Genomic DNA, 22,753 nt, shown 5'->3' with positions numbered 1-22,753 from the left:
TGGTACGGCGCGCAGAGGTCACTCCTTAACCCGAAGCGCCGCGAGCTTTTCAGTCGCCCAGCGGTACATATCAGCTTCCGCCGCGCGCTGTTGCCGGTCGAGGCGTTTCATCCGGCCCTCGACTTCTTCCAGCACGGCGCGCGCCTTCTTATCCCAGCCCTGTTCGAGCAGCAGCGCGGCATAGCGGCAGCGCCCTTCTTCGCCGGGGAGACGCGTGACGAGATCGGCATAGAGCGCCAACGCCTCCTCCTTGCGCCCGAGCGTTTCGAGGATGCGCGCGCGGAGCAAGCCATGGCGATCCCGGTCGCTTTGCGTGGTCGGCGCGGGATTGTCGTCGAGCGTCGCCAGCGCCTCCGCCGCGGCGCCGGTCTCGAATTCGGCGCGGGCGAGCTTTTCGGCAGTGCGCATGTCGATCGGCGCACGCGCCGTTGCCTCGCGGTAAAGCAACAGCGCCTCGTCATACCGCTTCAGTTCGACCAGCGCATCGGCAAGGCGGATGCGATTGGCCGCCGTATCGGCCAGATCGAGCGCGTCACGCGCCGCGCGGATGTCGCGCTCGGGATCGAGCTTCGCGACGACATTCGCCCGCGCGGTGCGAACATGACGATTGCCCTGCAGCCGCGGATAGACCTCGATCACGAGGTACGCGATCGTGCTCGGCCCGGGCAGGAACATCAGCGCCATGATCCACAACTGGTTCCGCCCGTTGCGGATCACGTCGATGATCAGCATCACCTGAATGGCGAGGATCGCGAGATAGATGATCATGCGGCGGGACCGGCCGTCGCATCTCCTTCGCCCGCCGTACCAGCATCGCCGATCGAGCGGTCGATGATTCCCGATCGGCTCATCCACCAGAACAGGAACACACCGGGAAAGGCGATCGCGGTGGTCATCCAGTAGAACTGAACATAGCCGAGTTGTTCGACCAGCGCCCCCGCGGTCGTCGCGGTCAGCAAACGCCCGACGACGCTCGACGCGGCCGAGATCAACGCGAATTGCGCCGCGGTGTAGCGCAGGTCGCACAGCGCCGAGAAATAGGCGATCACGCTGACGCTGCCGATGCCGCTCGCCAGATTCTCGAAGCCGATCGTGCCGGCCAGCCCGAGATTGCTGTGCCCGGTCGCGGCGAGCAGCGCGAAGCTGGCGTTAGAAATCGCCATCAGCGCGAGGCTGATCAGCACAGCCCGCTTCAACCCGAGCCGCGCGTAAAGCACGCCCCCGATGAATACGCCGATGAGATAGGTCCAGAAACCGACCCCGACATCGTAGATCGCGATCTCGTCATTGCTGAAGCCGAGATCGTTGAGCATCAGGCGCAGCACGATATTGGCCAGCGTGTCGCCGATCTTGTGGATCAGGATGAAGATCAGGATGATCACCGCACCCTGACGTTTGAAAAATTCGGCGAACGGGCCGACGATCGACGCGATGATCTCGGGCAGGCCGCGCCGCGCCGCCGGATCGCGATGCCGCTCCGGTTCACCGAGCCACAGGCCGGTCAGGATCGCGGGGATCACAAAGGCCGCGCAAGACAGATAGGCGACCGACCAGCCGAACCGCGCCGCGAGGAACAATGCGAGCGAGGCGGCGGCGACATTGCCGATGCGATAGCCATATTGCGCCATGCCGGAGCCGACGCCGAGCTGGTATGGTTTGAGCTGTTCGATGCGATAGGCGTCGATCACGATATCGAAGGTCGCGCCGGTGAAACCGACCAGCAACGCGGCGATGATCGTGCCCGACAAATTAGTCGTCGGATCGACAAAGGCGAGGTTGGCGACCGCCGCGACGACCAGCAGCCCGGCGAAGATCAGCCAGGACGCGCGCTGCCCGAGTCGACCGAGGATCGGCAGGCGAACACCATCGACCATCCACGCCCAGAGCGGCTTCAGATTGTAGACGAGGAAGCCGAGCGTGAACGCGGTGATCGTTTTCTTGTCGAGCCCGTCCTGCGCGAGCCGGCTGGTCAGCGTCGCGCCGATCATCGCGATCGGGAATCCCGATGAGATGCCCAGCGTGAAGGCCGCGATCGGCCCTTTCTCGACATAGGGGCGCAGCCCGTCCAGCCAGCTTCCCGTGCCGCTAGGCGTCGTACCGTCCATCAAACTCTTGCTCCCCGCGCTCAAGACGCAGAGACTAGCGGGAAATACTGGGAGAGGAAGCGTCGATGAACGCACCCGTGAAGATCATGCGACCGACCGAGGGCCAACTCGCGCTCGCCGCCATATTGGCGGACGGAGGTACGCGGCCGAACGCGGGCATCACGCATATCGATGCGCGCGCCTATACCGATCCCGTCCGCCATCAAGTCGAGCAGGAACGGATATTCTCGCGCTTGCCGTTGGTCATCGCACCGTCCGCGCTGCTGCCGCAACCGAACATGGCCGTGCCGCATGACGGCTTCGGCAAGCCATTGCTGGTCGCGCGCGACAAGCAGGGCGCGGCCCATGTCTTCCTCAATGTCTGCCAGCATCGCGGCACGCGCCTGGTCGAGGGCAAGGAGGCGGTCTGCGCGCCGCGCCTGATCTGCCCCTATCATGCCTGGAGCTACACGCTGGATGGCGCGCTTGCCGGACTCCCCCGACCGGACGCTTTCCCGGGCCTCGACAAGGCCGAGTTCGGGTTGAAGCGTCTGCCGACGCGCGAAGCGGGCGGGCTGATCTGGTTCGCGTTCGATGAACATGCCGATTTCGCCGAGGCCGACGCGTTGGGGCATGATTTCGACGCGTTCGATCTGTCCGGTCAGTACCTGTTCCGCCGCCGCACGCATGATGTCGCGGCGAACTGGAAGCTGATCATGGATGCGTTCCTCGAAAGCTATCATGTCCAGCGGCTGCATGCCTCGACGATCGGCCCGTTCTTCAAGGATGGCGTGTCGACCGGCGACCATATCGGCCCGCACCAGAGATCGGTGGTCGGACGCGAGGCGGCGCTGGCCGCGGCGCAGTCGGACGACTGGCCGACGCTGCGCGCGGCGATGACCTATACCTATCAAATGTTCCCCGGCACCGTCCTGATCGTCAGCCCGGATTATATGAACCTGATGACCCTGATGCCGCAGTCCGAAGGTCGCGTGCTGGTCGAGGATTTCATGCTCATCCCGGAAGCGCCGACAACCGAGAAGGCGCTGGCGCATTGGGAGAAAAGCTGGAACCTGCTCGATGGCGGCGTCTTCGCATCGGAAGACTTTCGCGCCGCTGCGCTCGGCCAGGAGGGGCTGGCGTCGGGCGCGATCGACCGGCTGACCCTGGGTACACTGGAAACGGGCATGCGACATTTCCACAATGAGGTGGAAAGCCGGCTTTAGGGACGGCGCGTCACGCCGCCTTTTCGAAAATCCTCAATCCGGGCGGCAACCGCTTGGTCTTCTTGCCCTCAAGCACCGCCTCGATAATGTCGATCGCGGCGATCAGGTCGCGTTGCGCATAGGGTTTGGACAGGCATCCGACCGCGACGTCCTGCCCGCCCATCGGGCAATCGCCGGTCACGAACAGCACCGGAATGCCCTGCTTGTGCGCCTCGCGCGCGACGTCGAGGCCACTGCCATCGGTCAGGCTGATATCGACCAGCACCAGGTCAATTTCATGCCCGTCGCGAATCACGCCGATCGCATCGGCGACGCGGTCGACCGTGGCAACGATCTCGAATTCGGCCTCGCGCAGGAAATGTTCCGTGTCGAACGCAACCAATGGTTCGTCTTCCACGATCAACAGCTTGCAAATTCGCCGTTTTTTCTTGCCGAACAACATCGTCCGGGGGTCCGCCTTTACACATTGGGTCACGGGAAAATCCCCCAACCTCGTTACGCCTGCGTCCCTTAACGCGCCGCAACACGATCCGCCGCAACATTTTTTTCGGGTCACCCCGCATTTTGCCTGTATCAGCCGAAACGTGGCACAAACCAACGCACCCAAAGAAGAGCAGCGCATCGCCAAGATGCTCGCGCGCGCCGGCATCGCTTCCCGTCGGGAGGTCGAACGCATGATCGCCGACGGGCGCGTCGCGCTGAACGATGTCGTGATCGATACGCCCGCGACGATCCTTACCTCGCTTGCCGGGGTGACGGTCGATGGCAATCCGGTCCAGGCGGCGGCGCCTGCGCGGCTCTATCTCTATCACAAGCCGTCGGGGCTGCTCGTCACCGAGCGCGATCCGGCCGGCCGGCCGACGATCTATGACAAGCTGCCCAGGGATTTGCCGCGGCTCGTGCCGGTCGGGCGGCTCGATCTCAATACCGAGGGGCTGTTGCTGCTCACCACCGATGGCGAGTTGAAGCGCCAGCTAGAGCTGCCCGCGACCGGGGTCGAGCGCGCCTATCGCGCCCGCGCTTACGGCAATGTCACTCAGGCGCAGCTTGAGGAGTTGATCCACGGCGTCGAGATCGAGGGCGTGCGTTACGGGTCGATCAACGCCAATCTCGAACGCCGCACCGGCGCCAATGTGTGGATCGAGATGATCCTGACCGAGGGCAAAAACCGCGAAGTGCGCCGCGTGCTCGAATATCTCGGATTGAAGGTCTCGCGCCTGATCCGCACGCGTTACGGCCCATTCGTGCTCGGCGACTTGCCGCCGGGCGAGGTCGGCGAGGTGCGCGCGCACGATGTCGCCGCATTCCGCAAGAACCCGACTCGCAACCCGCCGCCCGAGCGGCTGAAGCAGGACGAGAAGTATAGCGCCCGGCCCAAACCGACGCCGGTCGTGCCGGGTGCGCGACGCCCGCCATCGTCCGCGCCGCGCCGTCCCGAGCCGGCCGGCGATCGTCGCACGCCTTCCGCAGGGCCAAGGGCGCCTCGGCCCGAGCCGGTCGCGCTCGGCGACAAGCGTCCCGCCCGGCCCAAGGCGCCGGCGCCTCGCATCGACCGCGCCGCTGCCTCGCGCGCCGACCGCGAGTCATTTACCGACGCGCGTCCGCCACGCGCGCCGCGAGCTCAAAAACCGGGCGGACAGAAGCCGGCGGGCTGGACGCCCGATACGACCTATCCGCAAAGCGAACGCCCTGCCCCGCGCCCGACCGGCGGCGCGATCAAGCCGAAGCGCTTCTACGACGCCAAGCCCAAACAGGGCGCGGCGCCGGCTCCCGGCGAGCGCCCCAAGCGCGTGTTCAATGCCGAGCTCGGCCGCAATGTCCGATCCAAGGCCGACGCCAAAGGCGCCCGCCCGCCACGCCCTGATCGCGCGCCCGACGGCAAGCCACCGCGCCCCTCTTCGCGCCCGACCAAACCCGGCACCGGCCGCAAGCCCGGCGGCGGCACGCAAGCGCCGCGGACCAGAAAGTAAAGCATGCGTATCATTGCCGGCACCTGGCGCGGCCGCCAGATCATCGCGCCCAAGGGTGACGCGACTCGCCCGACCGCCGATCGCACGCGCGAGGCTTTGTTCTCGATGCTGACCAGCCGTCTCGGCAGCTTCGAGGATCTGGCCGTCGCCGACCTGTTCGCGGGATCGGGCGCGCTCGGCCTGGAGGCATTGTCGCGCGGTGCGGGGAGTTGCGTGTTCGTCGAGCAGGACAAACCCGCGCTCGACGCGTTGCGCCTGAACCTGGCGAAGCTCGAAGCCAAGGCCGATGTCCGCGCGCAATCGGTGCTCGCGCTCGCCCGAGTCAGTGCGCCGCTCGACCTGATCCTGATGGACCCGCCCTATGGCACCGGCGCGGGCGCGGTCGCGCTCGACAAATTGTCGCGGCTCGGCTGGACCGGCCCGGCGACCTGGATCAGCATCGAAACCGCGAAAGACGAGACGGTGGTAGTTGACGGGTTCGCGATCGATGTCGAGCGTGTGCATGGCAAGGCCAAGCTGACCATCCTGCGCGCATCCTGAAGCTCCCCTCCCGTTTACGGGAGGGGTTGGGGGAGGGCCTGTCAGATTAGGGGGCGGCAGCGTTTGCGGACATGCCCTCCCCTAACCCCTCCCGCAAGCGGAAGGGGAATCAAGCGGGAGTCCGTTTCAGCAGCATCAACCCGCCCAGACTCAGCACGCCGGCCACCACCAGATAGGCGCCGACCAGGTCGAGCCCGCCCTTGTCGGCCAGCATCTGCGCGAAGATCGGCGCCAGCGCGCCGCCGATGATCCCGCCGAGATTGAAGGTCACCGACACGCCGGTATAGCGCACGCCGGGTTCGAACAGCGACGGCAACCAGCCACCAAGCGGGCCATAGGCAAAACCCATCGCGAACAGCGCGAAGGCGAGCCAGGCGAACACGACCAGCAGCGACGTTGCACCGAGCATCGGCCCCATCAACAGGCCCGCGATCACGCAGCCGGCAAAACCAAGTCGGAGCATCGCGGTCGCGCCTTTTCGGTCAGCCCAACTGCACGACACGATCACGCCAAGCGCGAGGAACAGGACCGCGCCGATCTCCAGCCCGAGAAACGCCTGCCGCCCATGACCGAGCGTCGTCGTGCCGTAACTGAGCGCGAAGGCGGTGGTCAGATAGAACAGCGCGAAACAGGCGATTACGCCGACCGTACCGGCAATCGCCGGGCGCAAATGCGTGCGGAACAGTTCAGCGATCGGCACTTTCGACAATTCGCCATGCGCCGCGGCGTCCTTGAACGCCGGCGTCTCGGTCAGCTTCAGTCGCACCCACAACCCGAGCCCGACCAGGACCGCACTGGCCAGGAACGGCAGCCGCCAGCCCCAGTCGCGGAATTGCTGATCAGTGAGCAACGCGCCGAGGATCAGGAAGAACCCGTTCGCCGCGATGAACCCGATCGGCGCGCCAAGTGGCGGGAACATGCCATAGCGATTCTCCCAACCCTTTGGCGCATTCTCCACCGCGAGCAGGCTCGCCCCGCCCCATTCGCCGCCAAGTCCGAGCCCCTGCCCGAAGCGCAGCACACACAGGATCAGCGGCGCGAGCCAGCCGATCTGCGCATATCCCGGCAGAAAGGCGATCAGCACGGTCGACCCGCCCATCAGCATCAGCGAGGCGACCAACGTCGATTTGCGCCCCAGCCGGTCGCCGAAATGACCGAACACCGCCGCGCCCAGCGGCCGCGCGAAAAAGGCCAGGCCGAAACTGGCATAGGATAACAGGATCTGCGCCGATGCGCTTTCCGACGGAAAGAACAACGGCCCGAACACCAGCGCAGCGGCGGTCGCATAGATATAGAAATCGTAGAACTCGACCGATGTGCCGATCAGGCTGGCGAGCAACACGCGGCGATGCGCGGACATCGGGCCGAGTGATGGGGGGCTGGGTGATGGGGGGCTGGGTGATGGGCTGGCGGCGATAGTCATAAACTCTCCATAGCGTCCGCCCTGAGCTTGTCGAAGTCCGTAGCTGCGGCTGGAAGGCGCTTGAATCGAGCCGCGCGATGAAGAGCGGGAGAGATATAGGACACCGGTTGACGCATATCTTCGGCGCGGGGCGTGGGGAAATATGGAACACCGGATTGTTGCATATCTTCAGGAGTACGGGCGCGGAGATATCGGACACCGCCTTGTCGCATATCCCGACACCCCGCAAAGCTCAGTTTTCAGCCGCTGATAGTTCTTTTTCCTATCAATCAAGAGGGGTTTTGGACATAATGGCCGCGACAATGTTCTGAGCGGACGTAGGGGCGGCAATGGGGATCGCTCGAAAATGCCTGAACCGTCACGGAGACTATTTGATGAAAAAGCTTTCGACCTTCGCCCTGATTGCCGCCGCCTCGCTCGGTCTCGCTGCCTGTGGCGGCGCTAAGCCAGCCGACAATGTGACGATCGAGAACGAGACGGTGCTGAATTCCGAGGGCGAGATCCTCGACAGCAACCTGACCGTTGACGAAACCGCACTGGGCAACAGCGGTGACAATGTGATCGTCGATAACGCGACCGACACCGTGGCGCTGAACGACACCGTCGCCAACGCACATTGAGCGGGAAAACTCGGGGAGCCCGGAAAACTCCGGCATCGCCGAAGCTGAACTAGCAGGCCGCGAAGCAAGAGTTTATATCCCAGCCGATCGATAGGAATTACTATCAACGGCGTCAGGTTAGCTCCCTGGACATAGCCTTGGCCCGACACCTGTGTGTCGGGCCATTTTTCATTCGGGCGGGTTTCTTTCGGCGATCCACTCCGCCCCTAACGGGGGTGGGTACAGCGGATGCCGATCTAAAATACTACGGCCCCGGATAGCGCTCGAACGCCGGCAAATCCTTGATCCGGTCGATCCAGCCGAGTTTCTCCGCCGCCTGCACATGGATCGCCGGCGCATGATCGCCCGCATCGTCGAGCGTCGCGGATTGCAGGTCGATGATCCCCGGCAGCACCACCGCATTGGTGTAGAACAAGCCCGTCCCGCACGTGCCGCAGAATTGCCGCCGGCCATTTTCCGACGATTCGTAGGTCACCGGATCGCCCAGGATTTCCACCTGTTCGGCCTTGTACGCCATCCACCCGACCATCGGCGCGCCGGCCGAACGGCGGCAATCGTCGCAATGGCACAGCGCGTGATAGACCGGATCTCCGCTGGCGACATAGCTGATCGCCCCGCAATGACATTTCCCGCTTGGCATGACCGTCTCTCCTTTTCCCGTTTTGTTCCACATCTGGAGCATCACGGCAAGCGGAGTCGTGTCGATTGTCGCGAGCCTCAGCCGGTGCCGCCCTGCAACACCGCGGCCATGCGCGCGACCACCGTGTTCAGCGCCTTGAGCGGGCGGATCATCACCTTGAATTCGGTTATCAAGCCCGCTTCGTTCCAGCGGATCATGTCGACACCCTCGACCTCGACCCCGTCAAGCTCGAGCGCGAAGGCCAGCACCGCCGAGCGATCCGCGTCCCAGTGCCCGGTGTAGCGGAAGCTGTCATTGTTGAGCACGACCATCGCGGCGCTGAGATATTGCACCACCAGCGTTTTGCCGGCCTGTGGCCGGTGCACCGCTGGCGACAGGAATACCGCGTCGTCGGCGATCAGCGCGTCGAGCTTCGCCGGGTCGTTGGTGGCGACATAGTCGTGCCAGCGCGCGATGACGTCCATATGGTCTCTCCTGTTGGGGATGAGATAGCGCTCCGGAGCGAGCGAGTCACCGCACCCCTCCACCCCGTTCGCCCTGAGCTTGTCGAAGGGCCGCTCTTCTCCCACGACACAGGAAAGAAAGAGCGGTGCTTCGACAAGCTCAGCACGAACGGGGAAAGGTTGGTTCGCAAAAACGGGGTTGGGTTTGAGGCTCAGAGCGAACGGGGATAGGGCGGCTCGCAATAGCGAAGCGCGGTTCTCACGCTTGCCCTCTTCCCTCACGTTCCCTACCTGTTCACCGATGACTCTGCCCGCGCCCTCCCCTGACGATCCGCCCTATATCAGCGGGCTCAATGCGCCGCAGCGTGAGGCGGTGCTGACCACCGAAGGTCCCGTCCTGGTCCTGGCCGGCGCTGGCACCGGCAAGACCGCGGCGCTGACCGCGCGGCTTGCACATCTGCTGTTCACTCAAAAGGCGTTCCCGTCGCAGATCCTCAGCGTCACCTTCACCAACAAGGCGGCGCGCGAGATGCGCCACCGTGTCGGGCGGCTGGTCGGCGATGTGGTCGAGGGCATGCCGTGGCTCGGCACCTTCCATTCGATCTGTTCGAAGATGCTGCGTCGTCACGCCGAACTGGTCGGGCTGCAATCCAACTTCACCATCCTCGACACCGATGACCAGCTGCGCCTGCTCAAGCAATTGATCACCGCCGCCGATCTCGACGAGAAACGCTGGCCCGCGCGCGCGCTCGCCGGGCTGATCGACGGATGGAAGAACAAGGGATGGACGCCCGCCGACCTCGATGCAGGCGAGAGCGAGCTTTACGCCAATGGCCGCGGCAAGGAGATGTATGCCGCCTATCAGGCGCGGCTGATCGCGCTCAACGCGTGCGATTTCGGCGATCTGCTGCTGCACATGCTGGTCATCTTGAAGCGCGACCGCGAGGTGCTGAAAATGTATCAGGAGCGCTTCAAATATATCATGGTCGACGAGTATCAGGACACCAACAGCGTCCAGTATCTCTGGCTCCGCCTGCTCGCGCAGGAACGCAAGAATATCTGCTGCGTCGGCGACGACGACCAGTCGATCTATAGCTGGCGCGGCGCGCAGGTGGAAAACATCCTGAAGTTCGAAAAGGATTTTCCCGGCGCGACGATCATCCGGCTCGAACAGAATTACCGCTCCACCCCGCACATCCTCGCCGCCGCATCTGGCGTGATCGCCAACAATAGCGGCCGCCTCGGCAAGACGCTGTGGACCGACGAACAGGACGGCGAGAAGGTCAAGGTCATCGGCGTGTGGGACGGCCCGGAAGAGGCCCGCCGCGTCGGTGAGGAGATCGAAAGCTGCCAGCGTGCCGGCAAGTCGATCGACGACATCGCCATCCTGGTCCGCGCGCAGCACCAGACGCGCGAGTTCGAGGACCGCTTCATCTCGATCGGCATGCCGTATCGCATCGTCGGCGGTTTCCGCTTCTACGAACGCGCCGAGATCCGCGATGCGCTGGCCTATCTGCGCGTCGTCGCACAGCCGGCCGATGACCTTGCCTTCGAACGCATCGTCAACGTGCCCAAGCGTGGGCTCGGCGACAAGGCGGTGCAGAAAGTGCATCAGCTTGCCCGCGCGGAAGGCATTCCGCTTGCCACCGCCGCTGCGCGCATCCTCGACACCGATGAGCTGACCCCGCAGGCGCGCCGCGCGTTCGGCAATCTGGTCGGCGACATGGCGCGCTGGCGTTCGCTCGCCAATGACACGCCGCACCCCGAACTGGCGCGCCAGATCCTCGACGAAAGCGGCTATACCGCGATGTGGCAGGCGGAAAAATCCGCCGAGGCCGCCGGCCGGTTGGAGAACCTGACCGAACTGGTCCGCGCGATGGAGGAATATGAGAGCCTGACCGCGTTCCTCGAACATGTCAGCCTGGTGATGGATAACGAAGCGGCGGCGGAAGAGGCCAAGGTGACGATCATGACGATCCACGCCGCCAAGGGCCTGGAGTACGACACCGTCTTTCTGGTCGGCTGGGAAGAAGGGCTGTTCCCGTCGCAGCGCTCACTCGACGAAGGCGGCCTGGCTAGCCTGGAGGAGGAACGCCGCCTCGCCTATGTCGCGATCACGCGCGCACGGCGCCGCGCGGTCATCATCCACGCCGCCAATCGCCGCATCTATGGCCAATGGACCAGCAGCATCCCGTCGCGCTTCGTCGGCGAACTGCCCGACGCGCATATCGAGAGCGAAAGCAGCATGTCCGGCGGCGAAAGCCTGTGGCGCGCCAACTGGTCCGAACGTGCCGACCCGTTCGCGGACGTCGCACGCGGGACTGGGCGCGGGCCGGGCTGGCAGCGCGCAGCGGGCGTGAACCCGGGCGGCAGCTTCACCAGCCGCACCTTTACGCGCGAGCCGTCACGCGTGGTGGAGAGCCGAGCGAGCGCGGTGAGCATCGGGAATAAGGGTAGATCCGATGTGGCTGTGGGAATGCGGGTGTTCCACCAGAAGTTTGGTTATGGTGAGATTGCCGAGATTGAGGGGAACAAGCTGGAGATCGACTTCGAGGCTGCGGGTCGGAAGCGGGTGATGGATAGTTTTGTTACGGTGGGTGAATAAGTCCACACTGTAATTGTGAGAGGGATTCCAGCGATCATGGCGATGAGGCGTGATAAGTACATCAGCGCATTGCAAGGTTTTGGGTTTACCTTGGTGCCTATCTTTTCGATGTTTCTCGTACAATTGATCTTCATGCGACAGATCATTGAGTTAGTATGGTGGCGAGATTCGTGGCGAGATTCGTTGCAAGAAATCAACGGATATATATCGCTTTATCGGATTCTCGCGGTAGAGCAATTCGTTATTGTGGCCATTATTCTGGCTGTGCATTGGCTTATCGCAGCCATTTTTGGCCGGGGTCCGGTTAGAAGAACTTTGATCGGTAATACTTTTCTGATTTCCGCCGGATTGATATATTTATCAGCTGTCATAATATATTTAACGGTAAATAATCCCGGATCATATCTTGAATTTATTTGCCCGTCCTTTGATATTGAAACGCGCATAACATCATTTGGTTTTGATGCGGAATCTGACTGTAGTTACTCTTCCTCCCATTGGGTTTCGCAACTACTCCTCGGATTGCCACTTATGCTTACTTCGGCCAGCGCAGTTACCCGGATAATAGCGTCTAGATATCGAACCAGGGCAACGGCTGCTATTTCATAGCGAAGCCGATCGTTGCACCTCATTCTTACCCTAGCCCGTCATCGGTGCCGCCGTAGCGCCGCTCGTAATCGACTTGTGCCGCCGCCACATCGTCAATGCGCGTTTCGGCCCAATCGATCATGAAGCGCAGAGCGCAATTACGGTGGCAATTACGGTGACAGTCCACTTTTTCTCACGTGTGGTTTCGAGGCATGGTCACAATTGGCGGACTGTCACCGCAATTAGATAAAATTACGAGGGCAGTTTGCCAGCTCCCCAAGCCGTAGATCCACGCAGCGCTGACCGAAAAATCGGAGTCGGCAGTGGATCGCGACGATCTCCTGTGTCAGGCATGGCACGAGTAGGAGAAGCGATGTGGTGAGACGATCTTTCATTGCGGGCCTCCTCGCCACGCTCGGCGCCGGCCGTGGTCGAGCTGAAATGCCCCCGACGAAGAACCTCCCGCCCGTGCCGGTCTGGCAACCCTCGTTCTCGCAACCGGTCGATAGGATCGTCGATCGCATATCCTATTATAACGACGGCAAAGCCGACTTCGCGGTTCTCCGTAACGGGACCTGCGTGATTTTGGCTGATGGGTTATCCGACGCGAATGCCAATGCTTTCTCGCTCAAGGTGCTGGCTGATATTTTCGCCTTCCACCCAGACATGAACCCGACAGGAATGGACGACGGCAATATCCTCGTTCGATACAATCATCCCGCCGCGAATGTGGTGCTCAGTGACATCGCAAAGGCGCATTGGCAGGAGATCGAAAGGCGCCACCTGGATGGCCTGACGCCGGACGAAGTTCTCATTACGCCGCTCGGACCAAACAAGTTCGACGATCTTGGCAAACAGGCCCTGCTCGGCCGCGCCTATATGTTCATGGATGCCCAGCGGCCCGAGATCATCAAGGTCGTTCGCCACCACTAGGATTGCCTAAATTCCAGATAGCACGGGTTGGTAACCAGAATTACGGGCCTGTTCTACTATGGCTCTTCTTCAGCACACTATGGAACTCCCGATAGATTCAATCGCTCGTCAGGTTGGTGCCTTGAACTGTCTGGCTCAACGCTGCACGACGAAGTTGGACTTCGCGTAAGGCTTCTTCCAGGCGAGTTGCAGTAGCTTTGCCGGGATTTCCTCGATTATTCGCCGCATTGATCGCCGCTATCAGGTCGGTGGCCGTAGAACGGAGGTTTCGCTCTTGCACGATAGCGTTCAGCCCCTCGCGATTGATAGTTGCATCCAGAAGAACCTGCATTCCATGCTCGAATGAGCAAGTCTGATGATAGACGTTGACCATACGAATCATCTCATCGACCGTGTATATTATGAAATCTGTTTGTCGCTTTGAAATGAGGGCCGTCAATGCCGCCGATCGCTCTCCATCTATGGCCTTCGTAATCGCCTGAATAATCTGGTTCTTGTAGAAATTGGCGTTGACATGATCCTGCGTTCCACTCGTGATAGCTGCGGCACCCGACAGAATAGACTTGGCCTGCTCTCCGCCAACGATCGTCGAAACAGTCGAGAGCGCGGTAGTCGCGAAGCTCAGGCTGGTATTGGTCATCGCCTGGTTGGCAACCATGCGCCCCTTTTCTAGGACGCAGATGTCATCGGCATGCTTCAGAAGGGCAGCTTCCAATCGGTTGCGATCAACATTGCTCCTGCTGGCCAGCGTGTAGGCCTTGTCGGAGCTGCCTTGAAAGGCAAAGCAACTCAAATCGATTGCTTCGACGCGTGAAACATCGCCCAACCCTCGTACATATGGGCATGTCCCGTCCGCGCTCTTATAGACTGCCATCGAACTGGGATTTATCCGGGCTTTGCTGCCGATCGTGCCGCAACCCGCCAGTGAAACACCGACTATAAAGACCAATGCAAACCGTATTATGTTCATTACCATATCCCCCGACTTGGTGAACATAGGTTTACGATTGACGCGAGCCGGAGTCGAGTTGAGATCGAACGGAATTGGTCTGATCGGCAGTCTCCTGGATAATTGCCGCGCATTCAATTATGAATTACGACAATTATAGAGCCCCCCCCCTTAGACTGCTACCCTTTGGTAGGGACGCGTCATTACCGTAACACTTACCTCTCCTAATGCGGCCTTGAGGTTACTTCTTCCATGAAGAAAATAGGCTAGCTTGCGCAAGCTGCCACTCAATAACGCAACCCGGTATCAAGCCGATAGAATAGCAGCCCCAATGGCCCCTTGCCCGGCGCGCGGGCCGGCATCCTCCGCACGGCTTGCCGAACCGCAAGCGACGCCCGTTCGATCGCCCAGCGGATTTCCGCCTCCCCGACGCCATCGTCACCGGCCGCCGCGAGGATGGTTGCGTGCGCGGCATAGGCCGCCGGGCCGAGGATGTGATTGACCTGATGCGGCGTCGCAATCGGATGGGTATAGGCGGAGGCGGCGGCGGTAGAAGCCGCGCGCGCTGCCGCGGCGGCGGCGGGGTCGCCGACCTCGCGTGCGACGGCGTGGGCCGCCCAGGCGATTTTACGCAGCGTTGCGGTCCGTGTGCCACCATCGGCAAAGACACGGCTTTCCGCGATCGCATCGCGCGGACGCGTATCGTCCAGCGCCTTCGCCTCGAATATGGGCAGTGTCCGTTCCGCACAGTCGGCGGCCCAGCGGGCGATATGGCGCAGATCCTCGATGGTCAGTTGCGGTGCGCCGGGGTCATGATCCATTATTTACGGTCCTGGGTGGATGACGGCGATCGGAATCGCCCGGTCAGCAACGGCGACCATAGCCGCAGCCCGCGCTCGATGTCTCCGGGCGTCGTTTCAGCCGGGCGATCCGCATGGTTCTCCGGCGTCGTCATGAATTACCGTGACAGTCCACTTTTCTAACTCTTCACCGCAAGGCATGACAATAGCGGATTGTCACCCATCCCTCACCTGACAGCCATTGGCGCATCCGTTGCGCCGCTCGTAATCGACTTGCGCTGCGGCCACATCTTCGATCCGCGTTTCGGCCCAATCGATCATGAAGCGCAGCGCCGCGAGAAGTTCGCGACCGAGTGGCGTGATGCCATAGGTGACCGTCACGGGCATCGTCGATTCGACCGCGCGCGTGACGAGTCCGTCGCGCTCGAGCGACCGCAGTGTCTGGCTGAGCATCTTCTGCGAAATGCCGTCGATTTGTCGTTTCAGTCTGTTGAAACGCATATCCTCCGCGCCGAGCAACAGCAGGATCAGAACGCTCCATTTATCTCCGATCCGATCGAGCAACTGCCGTGTCGGGCAATTGCCGGCATAGACGTTGCCGCGTGAAGCGCCGGTTTCGTGAAGGTAACCTGATGTGGAGAAAGTGCCGTCTTGCATGGGGAGTTTCTATAGCCAACTAGGTCTCTGTTGGAAACCACCGGAGATCATTGATGAAAGTTGCAGTTCTGGGCGCGAGCGGTCGCGCCGGGTCGGAGATCACCAAGGAACTCGCGGGTCGTGGGCATCAGGTCGTTGCCATCGCCCGCAAGCCCGATGCGATTGTCGACGCGCCGGATGTCACGGCGATCGCGGGCGATGCATCAAATCCGGCTGAGCTTGCCGAGCTGATCCGCGGCAGCGACGCCGTGATCAGCGCGCTGCATTTCGACGTGCCGCCCGACACGCTGCTCTCTGCGTTACGGCAGGCGGGCGTGGGGCGGCTGCTGATCACCGGCGGCGCGGCCAGTCTTGAGGTCGCGCCCGGCCAGCGCCTGATCGATTCACCCGACTTCCCGGAGGAATGGAAGGGTGCCGCGATGGGCGGGATCGCTTTCCTGGACGACCTTCGCAAGGAGACAGCCATCGACTGGACCTTCTTCTCGCCCGCCGCGCTCATCTTCGAAGGCCCGCGCCTCGGCCAATACCGATCAGGCGGCGACCAGCTCGTTACGGATGATGCCGGGGACAGCAAGATCAGCTTCGCGGACTACGCCATCGCCATGGTCGATGAACTGGAACAGAAGAACCATAGCCGGGCACGATTCACCGCCGCCTATTGAGAGAGATGTCCCGAATGGCCGCTATCATGCCTGGGAAGCTGATAGCGGTCGGGGATATGGGGACGGCTTCCTTCACCCCTCAGCCGCCCCCGCGCTTCGCGATGCAGACTTTTCCGTGAGCGTCGAACAATCAGCCGGCGCGCGATCTTAACCAGGCGACCAAGGAGCTTTGCGCGATGCCGTCCGGGTCGCTCGACGTGGTCAGCGTGTGCCGATGGCGGGCACGGCACGATCGCTTTGCTGCGTCGCCCCTGAGCGCGACTTGTCGGGCCGGCGGATAACGAGGTCGACCTGACCCCGATTCATCCGCTCGCTTTGGAACCGGCCCGTTCCGCACCCGTTTATTGACCAGACCTGACGCAAGGAGGCATCATGTCCGAACTCAACACAGCACCGTGGGAAAAGGAACTGCGCGCGCTGCTCGATCAGATCCAGGCGCAACCATCGCGCGACGCGACGACGGAACGCCAGCGCATCGTCGTGCTGAAGAACCTGATCGCAACGGGAGGCCGAAAGGCCGCGTGATAGCGACGCCCCGGCGATTGACGAATGCCACGCCGTCGAGCGGATCGATTCACTTCCGTCACCGCCCAAGCCAATCAGCGGCGGCGAGGACCGCCACCTGGTGCCCTGCCCGCTCTTTGACATGACGATTATCCAGACAGCCTGGTAACCGACCGGCATTGCCTGTTCTTTCGCTGCACCCGGCCGATCAAGGTAAACAACACCTTAATCCGTCCCGCCCCGGCACGCTCCAAAACAGGGGCTGGCAAGCGGCACCGCTTTGCCGGAGATAGCCTCGTATGAGTTGGCGACTCCCCTTCGCGGCTGGCCGCAAGACCCTTGGCGTTCAGCTAATCACGCCATTGCTGTTCGGCGCCGCGTTGTTCGTCGGCACGATCGGCCTGATCGCCGCGCCGTCACCGGCCACGACCGCCGCGCCAAAGCCTGCGCCCGCCCAGCCCGTAACGCCGACGCCGGTCCCCAAGGCTGCCGCTACGCCAGCGCCTGTCCCGGTCGATACGCGCTTTGTCGTGAAGCGCATACTGGCGGTCGAAGGCCCGATGCGGCAGGGCGATTCCTACTGGGACGAAAGCGGCGCCCCGGCTGGACCGATTGTCGTCACCATCGACCTTGCCGCGCAAACCCTGTCGGTGTTCCGCGCCGGTTATGAGATCGGCACCGCCGTCATCATCTATGGCGCCGATGAAAAGCCGACGCCGCTCGGCATCTTTCCGATCACGCAGAAGGACGCCGATCACGTCTCCAACCTGTACGACGCGCCGATGCCGTACATGTTGCGCCTGACCAATGACGGCATCTCGATCCATGGCAGCAAGGTCGGCGACGGCTTTGTCACCCATGGCTGTGTCGGGATCCCCACCGCGTTCGCGAAGAAGCTGTTCGGCGTGGTCAAGCTTGGCGACAAGGTGATCGTCACGCGCGGCGAATTACTCAACCTGGGCGACGCCATCACCGCGGCTTGAGGGGACAAGTCCGGTCAGCGCATCATCACGCTAAAATCCCGCCCGCGATAGCTGCGTCCGCAAATTCTGCAGCACGCGCCCCGATACGGGCGACAGCTCACGCGCGGGCTCGCCCTTGCGCAGGCGTTCGCGGTCCTTTTCCGATGGTTCGATGCGGCGCACCCGGACCGGCGCCTGGCCTTGCGTCTTCATGCCGAGCAATTCCGCCGCACCACGCGACAGGTCGATGATGCGCGCTCCCTTCACGAACGGCCCGCGATCGTTGACCCGCACCACGATGCGCCGCCCGCTATCGAGCGCGGTCACCTCGACATAGCTCGGCAACGGCAGCGTCGTGTGCGCGGCGGTAACCCAGCCGGGGCGGAAGCGTTCGCCGTTCGCGGTGCGGTTGCCGGATTCATTGCCGTACCAGCTGGCATAACCGAGCACGTCATATCCGGGGTCGGCGGCCGGCACATAGGTGGTGCCGCGGATCTGATAAGGCTGGCCGATCCGGACCGGCAAGTCGCTCACCGGCCGGAAATTACCGCCACCACAGGCCGACAGCATCAGAACGCCTGCCGCCGTGCCCCCGATCCGTATCGCCCGTGATGCCCGCATGCGCACAATCCTAGAGCAGTATCGATCCGATTGGAATCTCCCCTCGATCGACGGCGAACCAAGGGCGCGGCTCATGCGTTTCATCACCGACACCCTTGATCGGAAGCCGTTATGCTGACCACCATCCCGCTCAACCCCACCGCCGTCGAGATCGTCGCCGAGGGCGATCTGACCCGCGACGACGTCACGCGCGTGCTCGCCGATATCGCGTTGATGCTGGGGACGACCGACCGGCTCGACCTGCTTGCCGATGTGCGCGGGCCGCTGCATTATTCGTTCGGCATCTTCGCCGAAGAGATGAAGCATCTACCGGAGATTTTCCGTATCGTCCGCGCGCTTGGGCGGGTCGCGGTGATCGCCGATGAAAGCTGGATCCGCACTGCGGCGAAGATCGAATCGAAGCTGATCCCCGGCGTCGATTATGAGGTCTATTCGCGCGCCGAGGCCGCCCATGCGCGCGAATGGCTGTTGCGCCATACAGACGTCGCCCACCAGGCCGCCTGACCCGGGATTAGTGCCAGAGGCTGTCGCTCCAACCACGCATCGCGTCCGCGTCGGCGTTGAGGGCAAGCCAGAAGGCGTGGCGGTAATACCCTTCCCACAAATACACATCGACCAGGAACAACACGACCAGGCCGATGAGAATCCAGGCGAACACGCCCAGCCCCTCGCCACTCTCGCGCGTGACGATTTCGCGCTCGACGACGCGACGATCCGAGCCTTTGCGCCGGTCGAGATCGTGATAGACTTGCCGGACACGACGATCGCCGGTCCGGCGTTCCGATGTAGAATTGCGCGCCACGGGTGATCGCCCTTTTCGAACGTGGAGAATCGGCGTAAGCCGGCATCGGTTAAGATTTTACATCCGATCCGGAGCTAAGCGGACACCGCCAAGGCCGGATGCAGGATAGGACGGGCGGGTGGCGCACGACCGGCCGGACATCACCCCCCATCTCACGCAAAAAGCGTCTCGCGCAAAAAGCGACATGGCCGAAGGCCCGCCTGTCGCTTTACGCTTCTCCCGCCCCCGAAACATTCTAGAATGACCGGCAGGAGGACGACATGGGCATTCTTGATTTTCTGTCGAAGCAATTCATCGACGTCATCGACTGGACCGAGCAGCCGGGCGATCTGGCGATCCGTTATCCGGCGCAGGATAAGGAAATTCAGAACGGCGCGCAGCTGACGGTGCGCGAAGGACAAAAGGCGTTCTTCTATAACGAAGGCAAGATCGCCGACGTGTTCGAACCCGGGCTGCACACGCTCGATACGTCCAATCTGCCGATCCTCACCGCCCTGCTCAACTGGGACAAGGGGTTCGCCTCGCCATTCAAGTCGGACCTGTATTTCTTCACCACGAAGGAACAGGCCGGGCTGAAATGGGGTACGCCACAGCCAATCACGGTGCGCGACGCGGAATTCGGGCCGCTGCGCATCCGCGCATTCGGCAGCTATTCTTTCCGCCTCGACAATATCGCGGTATTCGCGGCGAAGCTGATGGGCACGCTCGAAAAACTGACCGTCGCCGATGTCGAATCGCAGCTGCGCGGCGCGATCGCCACTGCGCTCGCGTCGGGCCTGGGCGGCGGGAGTACGGCGTTCGTCGATCTTGCGGCTGATCAGGCGGCGCTATCGGAACGGCTCAAAACGGCCGTCGCGCCGGCGTTCGAGGCCTGGGGCCTGACCTGCTGCACCTTCTTCGTTGAGAGCCTGTCGCTACCGGATAACGTGCAGGAGTATCTCGACAAGGCGAGCTCGATGCGCGTGGTCGGCGATCTCGACCGTTATGTGAAGTTCCAGACCGCCGATGCGATCGGCACCGCCGCCGCGCAATCGGGCGGCGTGGCCGGAATTGGCGCGGGCGCGGCGGCTGGCCTGGCGATCGGCCAGAGCATGGCCGGTGGTTTGGGCCCCAGTGGTTTGGGCCAGGGTGGCGGTGGATCGGGTGGCACGGGCGAGGATCCGTACGCGATGATCCAGAAGCTTCACGGCCTGCTCGTCGCCGGTGCGATCACGCAGGAGGAGTTCGACGGCAAAAAGGCGGCGCTGCTGGCCAAGATCGGCTGAGGCGTGCTCGACGCGACCTGTCCCAATTGCGGCGCGGCGATCCATTTTCGATCCGCCGACCTGCCCGCCAAGGTGTGCGACTATTGCCGCAGCCTGGTGATGCGCAACGGCGACCAGCTCGAAGTGATCGGGCAGGTCGCCGAGGTGCCGGAGGATGTCAGCCCGTTGCAGATCGGCACGCGCGGCAGCGATGGCGGGATGGGCTTCGAACTGATCGGACGCGTCCGCTGGCGCTGGAGCGATGGGGCCTGGAACGAGTGGCTCGCGCTGTTCGATGACGGGTCATCGGCGTGGCTGGGCGAAGCGATGGGCCGCTATATGCTGTTGCGCGCGGTCGAACATGGCGCCGGCCGGACCGAGGCGGTCAAGAGGTTGCGCGACGACCAGCCGATCGAACTGGGCACCGACGCGACGATCGACGGAATCGAGTATCGCGTGACCGATATCAAGCAGGTGACCTGCGTCGCCAGCGAGGGCGAATTGCCGTTCAGCGCACCGGACGGGCTGACGATCATCAGCGTCGACCTGATGGCGCGCGACGGACAGAGCGCGAGCTTGCAGAAGGAGGGTGGCGAGGTGAGCGTTTATGCCGGACGCTATGTCACCCTGGGCGATCTGCGGCCGACCAATCTGCGCGCGTTCGATGGCTGGCCAATGCCGCAATTCGCCGCATGAGCAGCGCTCCTCCCATATCTCCCTGGGCCAAATCTCCCGAGGTGACCGCCACCACCGTCCGCGCGCTGTCCTGCACCAATTGCGGCGGAACCATCGCATTGCGTGCGGCGGGCATTACCGTATCGCTAGTGTGCGAACATTGCGGCACGACGCTCGATGCGACCGACCCGGCGCTGCGCATCATCGCCCAGGCCAGCGAAGCGATGAAACGGCCGGAGATTCCGCTCGGCACGCGCGGCGATCTGCGCGGGACGACGTGGGAGGTGGTCGGCTATATGGAGCGTAGCGACGGCGAGGCCGGCTGGGCGGAATATCTGCTGTTCAACCCCTATCGCGGTTATGCTTTCCTGATCGATGACGGGCGGCGCTTCAGCCTCGGCCTACTGATGGACCGGCTGCCCAATCATACCGGCGGCGCGATCACCGTCGATGAGCAAGCCTATAGTCGCTTCGGCTCGACCTATGGCACCTGGGTTCATTTCGTGGTCGGCGAATTCTACTGGCGCGTCGCGGTCGACGAACATGTGCTGGTGACCGATTTCGTCCGCCCCGGCACGATGCTGTCGTGCGAGGAGAATGACGGCGAGCGAACCTGGACCCGTTCGGATCTGCTCGACCGTGGGGCAGCGGAAGCGGCGTTCGGCCTGCCGCGCCGTCCGGTCGACAATGGCGGTACGCCGGCACCACATGAGCCTTCACCGTATCGCGGCCGAATGATCGAGGCGCTGATCATCGGCCTGGTCGCGATCGTCACTTTGTTCGTCATTGCGATCGGCGCGAGCGGACACAGCCGGGTGACCAGCGCGGAAATCGCGGTACAGCTCGACGGCGCGGCCACGACCAGAGTGATCGGCCCGGTCGAACTGCCCGCGAAGAGCAGCGCAGTCGGCATCCATGCGGACGTGCCGCAACTCGACAATAGCTGGATCGAGCTGGATTATTCGCTGGTCGACCGGCGCACGCAGCAAAGCTTCGACGTCTACGCGACGGCGGAGAGTTATCATGGTCGCGACAGCGACGGCCCGTGGAGCGAGGGCAACAGCAGACCCGACACACGACTGTCGAGTATCCCGCGCGGTTCCTATGATCTTGTGGTCGAGGCGACCGGGCATCGCTGGCAAGCGAACAGCGTGTTTGGCGCGACGCCGATCTTCGCGCAGTCGGAGACCATCCCGGTGCGTATCACGGTCGAGCGCGGTGGCGTGTTCGGCGGCAATGTCGCGCTGGCGCTTTTCCTGCTGCTGATCTGGCCGGTCATCGCGACGTTCAAACACTGGAATTTCGAGCGTCGGCGCATGGCGCCGGTCACCGGATCGGAGGACGATGAATGAGCCGGATGTCGATCCTCTACGCCATGTTCAGCCTTGGCGTCGTCGCGCTGTTCGTTGTGGCGTCACGCGACGGTTTCTCGCCCTTCGCCGATGGCGGCGCGCGCGGTATCGGCGGTATCGGCGGCCGCTCCACGATCATCGGCCCGACGCACAAATGACACTCTCCCAAAGCCCCTTCACGTCAGCGCAAAGGAATAGCTCATGCTGTCCAGCACCGTCCTTCTCGCCACCCTGCTCTATGCCGGACTCGGTCTGGTCGTTTTCGTTGCCGGCTTCTGGCTGTGGGACCGACTGACCCCGGTCGATCTATGGGGTGAGATCTGCAAGAACCAGAATGTCGCGCTCGGCAACATGGCCGCGGGCATTGCCATCGCCATCTCGATCATCATCGCGGCGGCAATCCATGGGTGACGTTTGCCATGGATGAGGGAGCACCCGGCGCTTCCTCACCCG

Annotated in this window: 26 protein-coding genes; 15 read left to right on the top strand and 11 right to left on the bottom strand. The window is 62.9% G+C overall.

The genetic code is table 11. The features are described from left to right. Nucleotides 1-18: 18 nt before the first annotated feature. On the bottom strand, nucleotides 19-768 hold the full coding sequence (locus tag G4G27_RS05865) for a hypothetical protein (RefSeq protein ID WP_183112477.1): 750 nt from the start codon (nucleotides 766-768) through the stop codon (nucleotides 19-21). Next, nucleotides 765-2,105, bottom strand: a complete 1,341-nt coding sequence (locus G4G27_RS05860; protein ID WP_183112476.1) for an MFS transporter — start codon at nucleotides 2,103-2,105, stop codon at nucleotides 765-767. The genes G4G27_RS05865 and G4G27_RS05860 overlap by 4 nt, the downstream gene beginning before the upstream one ends. Nucleotides 2,106-2,170: 65 nt before the next feature. Between G4G27_RS05860 and G4G27_RS05855 the strand changes: the two genes are divergently transcribed. Further along, nucleotides 2,171-3,310 carry an SRPBCC family protein gene (locus G4G27_RS05855; RefSeq protein WP_244624571.1) on the top strand — a complete coding sequence of 380 codons (1,140 nt, stop codon included), beginning with the start codon at nucleotides 2,171-2,173 and terminating at the stop codon, nucleotides 3,308-3,310. A 10-nt stretch (nucleotides 3,311-3,320) separates the two neighbouring features. Here G4G27_RS05855 and G4G27_RS05850 read toward each other — a convergent pair whose 3' ends face one another. Continuing rightward, entirely contained in the window at nucleotides 3,321-3,752 is a 432-nt protein-coding gene (locus G4G27_RS05850; RefSeq protein ID WP_183113639.1) for a response regulator, read from the bottom strand. A 232-nt stretch (nucleotides 3,753-3,984) separates the two neighbouring features. On the opposite strand from G4G27_RS05850, the gene G4G27_RS05845 reads away from it, so the two are divergent. Further along, nucleotides 3,985-5,280 (top strand): pseudouridine synthase, encoded by a 1,296-nt coding sequence (locus G4G27_RS05845; protein WP_244624680.1) that lies wholly within the window; start codon nucleotides 3,985-3,987, stop codon nucleotides 5,278-5,280. Nucleotides 5,281-5,283: 3 nt separating this feature from the next. After that, nucleotides 5,284-5,820, top strand: a complete 537-nt coding sequence (gene rsmD / locus G4G27_RS05840; RefSeq protein WP_183112475.1) for a 16S rRNA (guanine(966)-N(2))-methyltransferase RsmD — start codon at nucleotides 5,284-5,286, stop codon at nucleotides 5,818-5,820. 109 nt (nucleotides 5,821-5,929) lie between these two features. Here the strand turns inward: rsmD and G4G27_RS05835 are convergent, their stop codons facing one another. Next, nucleotides 5,930-7,180 (bottom strand): MFS transporter, encoded by a 1,251-nt coding sequence (locus G4G27_RS05835; RefSeq protein WP_183112474.1) that lies wholly within the window; start codon nucleotides 7,178-7,180, stop codon nucleotides 5,930-5,932. Between the two features lie 437 nt (nucleotides 7,181-7,617). On the opposite strand from G4G27_RS05835, the gene G4G27_RS05830 reads away from it, so the two are divergent. Then, nucleotides 7,618-7,863 (top strand): hypothetical protein, encoded by a 246-nt coding sequence (locus G4G27_RS05830; protein WP_183112473.1) that lies wholly within the window; start codon nucleotides 7,618-7,620, stop codon nucleotides 7,861-7,863. 244 nt (nucleotides 7,864-8,107) lie between these two features. Here G4G27_RS05830 and G4G27_RS05825 read toward each other — a convergent pair whose 3' ends face one another. Together G4G27_RS05825 and G4G27_RS05820 are read right to left on the bottom strand one after the other, a co-directional pair. Continuing rightward, on the bottom strand, nucleotides 8,108-8,503 hold the full coding sequence (locus G4G27_RS05825) for a GFA family protein (RefSeq protein ID WP_183112472.1): 396 nt from the start codon (nucleotides 8,501-8,503) through the stop codon (nucleotides 8,108-8,110). A gap of 77 nt (nucleotides 8,504-8,580) precedes the next feature. After that, the gene (locus G4G27_RS05820; RefSeq protein ID WP_183112471.1) at nucleotides 8,581-8,967 is read right to left on the bottom strand and encodes a nuclear transport factor 2 family protein; all 387 of its coding nucleotides are present in this window, start codon (nucleotides 8,965-8,967) and stop codon (nucleotides 8,581-8,583) included. 280 nt (nucleotides 8,968-9,247) lie between these two features. Here G4G27_RS05820 and G4G27_RS05815 point away from each other — a divergent pair, with 280 nt between their 5' ends. Then, the gene (locus tag G4G27_RS05815; RefSeq protein WP_183112470.1) at nucleotides 9,248-11,551 is read left to right on the top strand and encodes a UvrD-helicase domain-containing protein; all 2,304 of its coding nucleotides are present in this window, start codon (nucleotides 9,248-9,250) and stop codon (nucleotides 11,549-11,551) included. A gap of 966 nt (nucleotides 11,552-12,517) precedes the next feature. Beyond that, the gene (locus G4G27_RS05810; protein ID WP_183112469.1) at nucleotides 12,518-13,072 is read left to right on the top strand and encodes a hypothetical protein; all 555 of its coding nucleotides are present in this window, start codon (nucleotides 12,518-12,520) and stop codon (nucleotides 13,070-13,072) included. 97 nt (nucleotides 13,073-13,169) lie between these two features. Here G4G27_RS05810 and G4G27_RS05805 read toward each other — a convergent pair whose 3' ends face one another. The 3 genes from G4G27_RS05805 to G4G27_RS05795 all read right to left on the bottom strand — a co-directional run bounded on the left by G4G27_RS05805 (nucleotide 13,170) and on the right by G4G27_RS05795 (nucleotide 15,478). After that, on the bottom strand, nucleotides 13,170-14,042 hold the full coding sequence (locus G4G27_RS05805) for a hypothetical protein (protein ID WP_183112468.1): 873 nt from the start codon (nucleotides 14,040-14,042) through the stop codon (nucleotides 13,170-13,172). Between the two features lie 266 nt (nucleotides 14,043-14,308). Further along, entirely contained in the window at nucleotides 14,309-14,842 is a 534-nt protein-coding gene (locus G4G27_RS05800; protein WP_183112467.1) for a putative immunity protein, read from the bottom strand. 195 nt (nucleotides 14,843-15,037) lie between these two features. Continuing rightward, on the bottom strand, nucleotides 15,038-15,478 hold the full coding sequence (locus G4G27_RS05795) for a helix-turn-helix domain-containing protein (RefSeq protein ID WP_183112466.1): 441 nt from the start codon (nucleotides 15,476-15,478) through the stop codon (nucleotides 15,038-15,040). Between the two features lie 53 nt (nucleotides 15,479-15,531). On the opposite strand from G4G27_RS05795, the gene G4G27_RS05790 reads away from it, so the two are divergent. From G4G27_RS05790 to G4G27_RS24135, 3 genes are all read left to right on the top strand, one after another. Then, on the top strand, nucleotides 15,532-16,140 hold the full coding sequence (locus tag G4G27_RS05790; RefSeq protein WP_183112465.1) for an NAD(P)-dependent oxidoreductase: 609 nt from the start codon (nucleotides 15,532-15,534) through the stop codon (nucleotides 16,138-16,140). A gap of 372 nt (nucleotides 16,141-16,512) precedes the next feature. After that, nucleotides 16,513-16,665, top strand: coding sequence for a hypothetical protein (locus G4G27_RS05785; protein ID WP_183112464.1), 153 nt, complete (start codon nucleotides 16,513-16,515; stop codon nucleotides 16,663-16,665). A gap of 278 nt (nucleotides 16,666-16,943) precedes the next feature. Further along, nucleotides 16,944-17,627 carry a L,D-transpeptidase family protein gene (locus tag G4G27_RS24135; RefSeq protein ID WP_183112463.1) on the top strand — a complete coding sequence of 228 codons (684 nt, stop codon included), beginning with the start codon at nucleotides 16,944-16,946 and terminating at the stop codon, nucleotides 17,625-17,627. Between the two features lie 30 nt (nucleotides 17,628-17,657). Here G4G27_RS24135 and G4G27_RS05775 read toward each other — a convergent pair whose 3' ends face one another. Next, on the bottom strand, nucleotides 17,658-18,227 hold the full coding sequence (locus G4G27_RS05775) for a septal ring lytic transglycosylase RlpA family protein (protein ID WP_183112462.1): 570 nt from the start codon (nucleotides 18,225-18,227) through the stop codon (nucleotides 17,658-17,660). A 111-nt stretch (nucleotides 18,228-18,338) separates the two neighbouring features. Between G4G27_RS05775 and G4G27_RS05770 the strand changes: the two genes are divergently transcribed. Continuing rightward, nucleotides 18,339-18,731: an STAS/SEC14 domain-containing protein gene (locus G4G27_RS05770; protein ID WP_183112461.1), complete on the top strand. Its 393-nt coding sequence runs from the start codon at nucleotides 18,339-18,341 to the stop codon at nucleotides 18,729-18,731. A 7-nt stretch (nucleotides 18,732-18,738) separates the two neighbouring features. Here G4G27_RS05770 and G4G27_RS05765 read toward each other — a convergent pair whose 3' ends face one another. After that, a complete protein-coding gene (locus G4G27_RS05765) occupies nucleotides 18,739-19,029 on the bottom strand; it encodes a hypothetical protein (RefSeq protein WP_183112460.1) in 291 nt (96 codons plus the stop codon). Nucleotides 19,030-19,289: 260 nt separating this feature from the next. On the opposite strand from G4G27_RS05765, the gene G4G27_RS05760 reads away from it, so the two are divergent. From G4G27_RS05760 to G4G27_RS05740, 5 genes are read left to right on the top strand one after another with little or no spacing between them, the layout of a single operon-like run. After that, entirely contained in the window at nucleotides 19,290-20,294 is a 1,005-nt protein-coding gene (locus G4G27_RS05760) for an SPFH domain-containing protein (protein ID WP_183112459.1), read from the top strand. Nucleotides 20,295-20,297: 3 nt separating this feature from the next. After that, entirely contained in the window at nucleotides 20,298-20,969 is a 672-nt protein-coding gene (locus G4G27_RS05755) for a DUF4178 domain-containing protein (RefSeq protein WP_183112458.1), read from the top strand. A 41-nt stretch (nucleotides 20,970-21,010) separates the two neighbouring features. Continuing rightward, on the top strand, nucleotides 21,011-22,300 hold the full coding sequence (locus G4G27_RS05750) for a DUF4178 domain-containing protein (RefSeq protein WP_183112457.1): 1,290 nt from the start codon (nucleotides 21,011-21,013) through the stop codon (nucleotides 22,298-22,300). Continuing rightward, a complete protein-coding gene (locus tag G4G27_RS05745; RefSeq protein WP_183112456.1) occupies nucleotides 22,297-22,458 on the top strand; it encodes a hypothetical protein in 162 nt (53 codons plus the stop codon). Before G4G27_RS05750 ends, G4G27_RS05745 begins: the two co-directional genes overlap by 4 nt. A 43-nt stretch (nucleotides 22,459-22,501) precedes the next feature. After that, nucleotides 22,502-22,711: a DUF350 domain-containing protein gene (locus G4G27_RS05740; RefSeq protein ID WP_183112455.1), complete on the top strand. Its 210-nt coding sequence runs from the start codon at nucleotides 22,502-22,504 to the stop codon at nucleotides 22,709-22,711. Nucleotides 22,712-22,753 lie beyond the last annotated feature (42 nt).

The sequence above is a fragment of the Sphingomonas sp. So64.6b genome (assembly GCF_014171475.1).
GTDB lineage: Bacteria > Pseudomonadota > Alphaproteobacteria > Sphingomonadales > Sphingomonadaceae > Sphingomonas > Sphingomonas alpina_A.
This window is presented reverse-complemented; position numbering and strand designations above follow the sequence as displayed.

Excerpts from the sequence above, each read along its gene's own strand:
- G4G27_RS05835 (WP_183112474.1), bottom strand. The coding sequence starts at position 7,180 with ATGTCCGCGCATCGCCGCGTGTTGCTCGCCAGCCTGATCGGCACATCG.
- G4G27_RS05740 (WP_183112455.1), top strand. The coding sequence starts at position 22,502 with ATGCTGTCCAGCACCGTCCTTCTCGCCACCCTGCTCTATGCCGGACTC.
- G4G27_RS05855 (WP_244624571.1), top strand. The coding sequence starts at position 2,171 with ATGAACGCACCCGTGAAGATCATGCGACCGACCGAGGGCCAACTCGCG.
- G4G27_RS05830 (WP_183112473.1), top strand. The coding sequence starts at position 7,618 with ATGAAAAAGCTTTCGACCTTCGCCCTGATTGCCGCCGCCTCGCTCGGT.
- G4G27_RS24135 (WP_183112463.1), top strand. The coding sequence starts at position 16,944 with ATGAGTTGGCGACTCCCCTTCGCGGCTGGCCGCAAGACCCTTGGCGTT.
- G4G27_RS05785 (WP_183112464.1), top strand. The coding sequence starts at position 16,513 with ATGTCCGAACTCAACACAGCACCGTGGGAAAAGGAACTGCGCGCGCTG.
- G4G27_RS05775 (WP_183112462.1), bottom strand. The coding sequence starts at position 18,227 with ATGCGGGCATCACGGGCGATACGGATCGGGGGCACGGCGGCAGGCGTT.
- G4G27_RS05850 (WP_183113639.1), bottom strand. The coding sequence starts at position 3,752 with ATGTTGTTCGGCAAGAAAAAACGGCGAATTTGCAAGCTGTTGATCGTG.
- G4G27_RS05860 (WP_183112476.1), bottom strand. The coding sequence starts at position 2,105 with ATGGACGGTACGACGCCTAGCGGCACGGGAAGCTGGCTGGACGGGCTG.
- G4G27_RS05805 (WP_183112468.1), bottom strand. The coding sequence starts at position 14,042 with ATGAACATAATACGGTTTGCATTGGTCTTTATAGTCGGTGTTTCACTG.
- G4G27_RS05815 (WP_183112470.1), top strand. The coding sequence starts at position 9,248 with ATGACTCTGCCCGCGCCCTCCCCTGACGATCCGCCCTATATCAGCGGG.
- G4G27_RS05845 (WP_244624680.1), top strand. The coding sequence starts at position 3,985 with ATGATCGCCGACGGGCGCGTCGCGCTGAACGATGTCGTGATCGATACG.
- G4G27_RS05760 (WP_183112459.1), top strand. The coding sequence starts at position 19,290 with ATGGGCATTCTTGATTTTCTGTCGAAGCAATTCATCGACGTCATCGAC.
- G4G27_RS05820 (WP_183112471.1), bottom strand. The coding sequence starts at position 8,967 with ATGGACGTCATCGCGCGCTGGCACGACTATGTCGCCACCAACGACCCG.
- G4G27_RS05800 (WP_183112467.1), bottom strand. The coding sequence starts at position 14,842 with ATGGATCATGACCCCGGCGCACCGCAACTGACCATCGAGGATCTGCGC.
- G4G27_RS05770 (WP_183112461.1), top strand. The coding sequence starts at position 18,339 with ATGCTGACCACCATCCCGCTCAACCCCACCGCCGTCGAGATCGTCGCC.
- G4G27_RS05865 (WP_183112477.1), bottom strand. The coding sequence starts at position 768 with ATGATCATCTATCTCGCGATCCTCGCCATTCAGGTGATGCTGATCATC.
- rsmD (WP_183112475.1), top strand. The coding sequence starts at position 5,284 with ATGCGTATCATTGCCGGCACCTGGCGCGGCCGCCAGATCATCGCGCCC.
- G4G27_RS05795 (WP_183112466.1), bottom strand. The coding sequence starts at position 15,478 with ATGCAAGACGGCACTTTCTCCACATCAGGTTACCTTCACGAAACCGGC.
- G4G27_RS05745 (WP_183112456.1), top strand. The coding sequence starts at position 22,297 with ATGAGCCGGATGTCGATCCTCTACGCCATGTTCAGCCTTGGCGTCGTC.
- G4G27_RS05790 (WP_183112465.1), top strand. The coding sequence starts at position 15,532 with ATGAAAGTTGCAGTTCTGGGCGCGAGCGGTCGCGCCGGGTCGGAGATC.
- G4G27_RS05825 (WP_183112472.1), bottom strand. The coding sequence starts at position 8,503 with ATGCCAAGCGGGAAATGTCATTGCGGGGCGATCAGCTATGTCGCCAGC.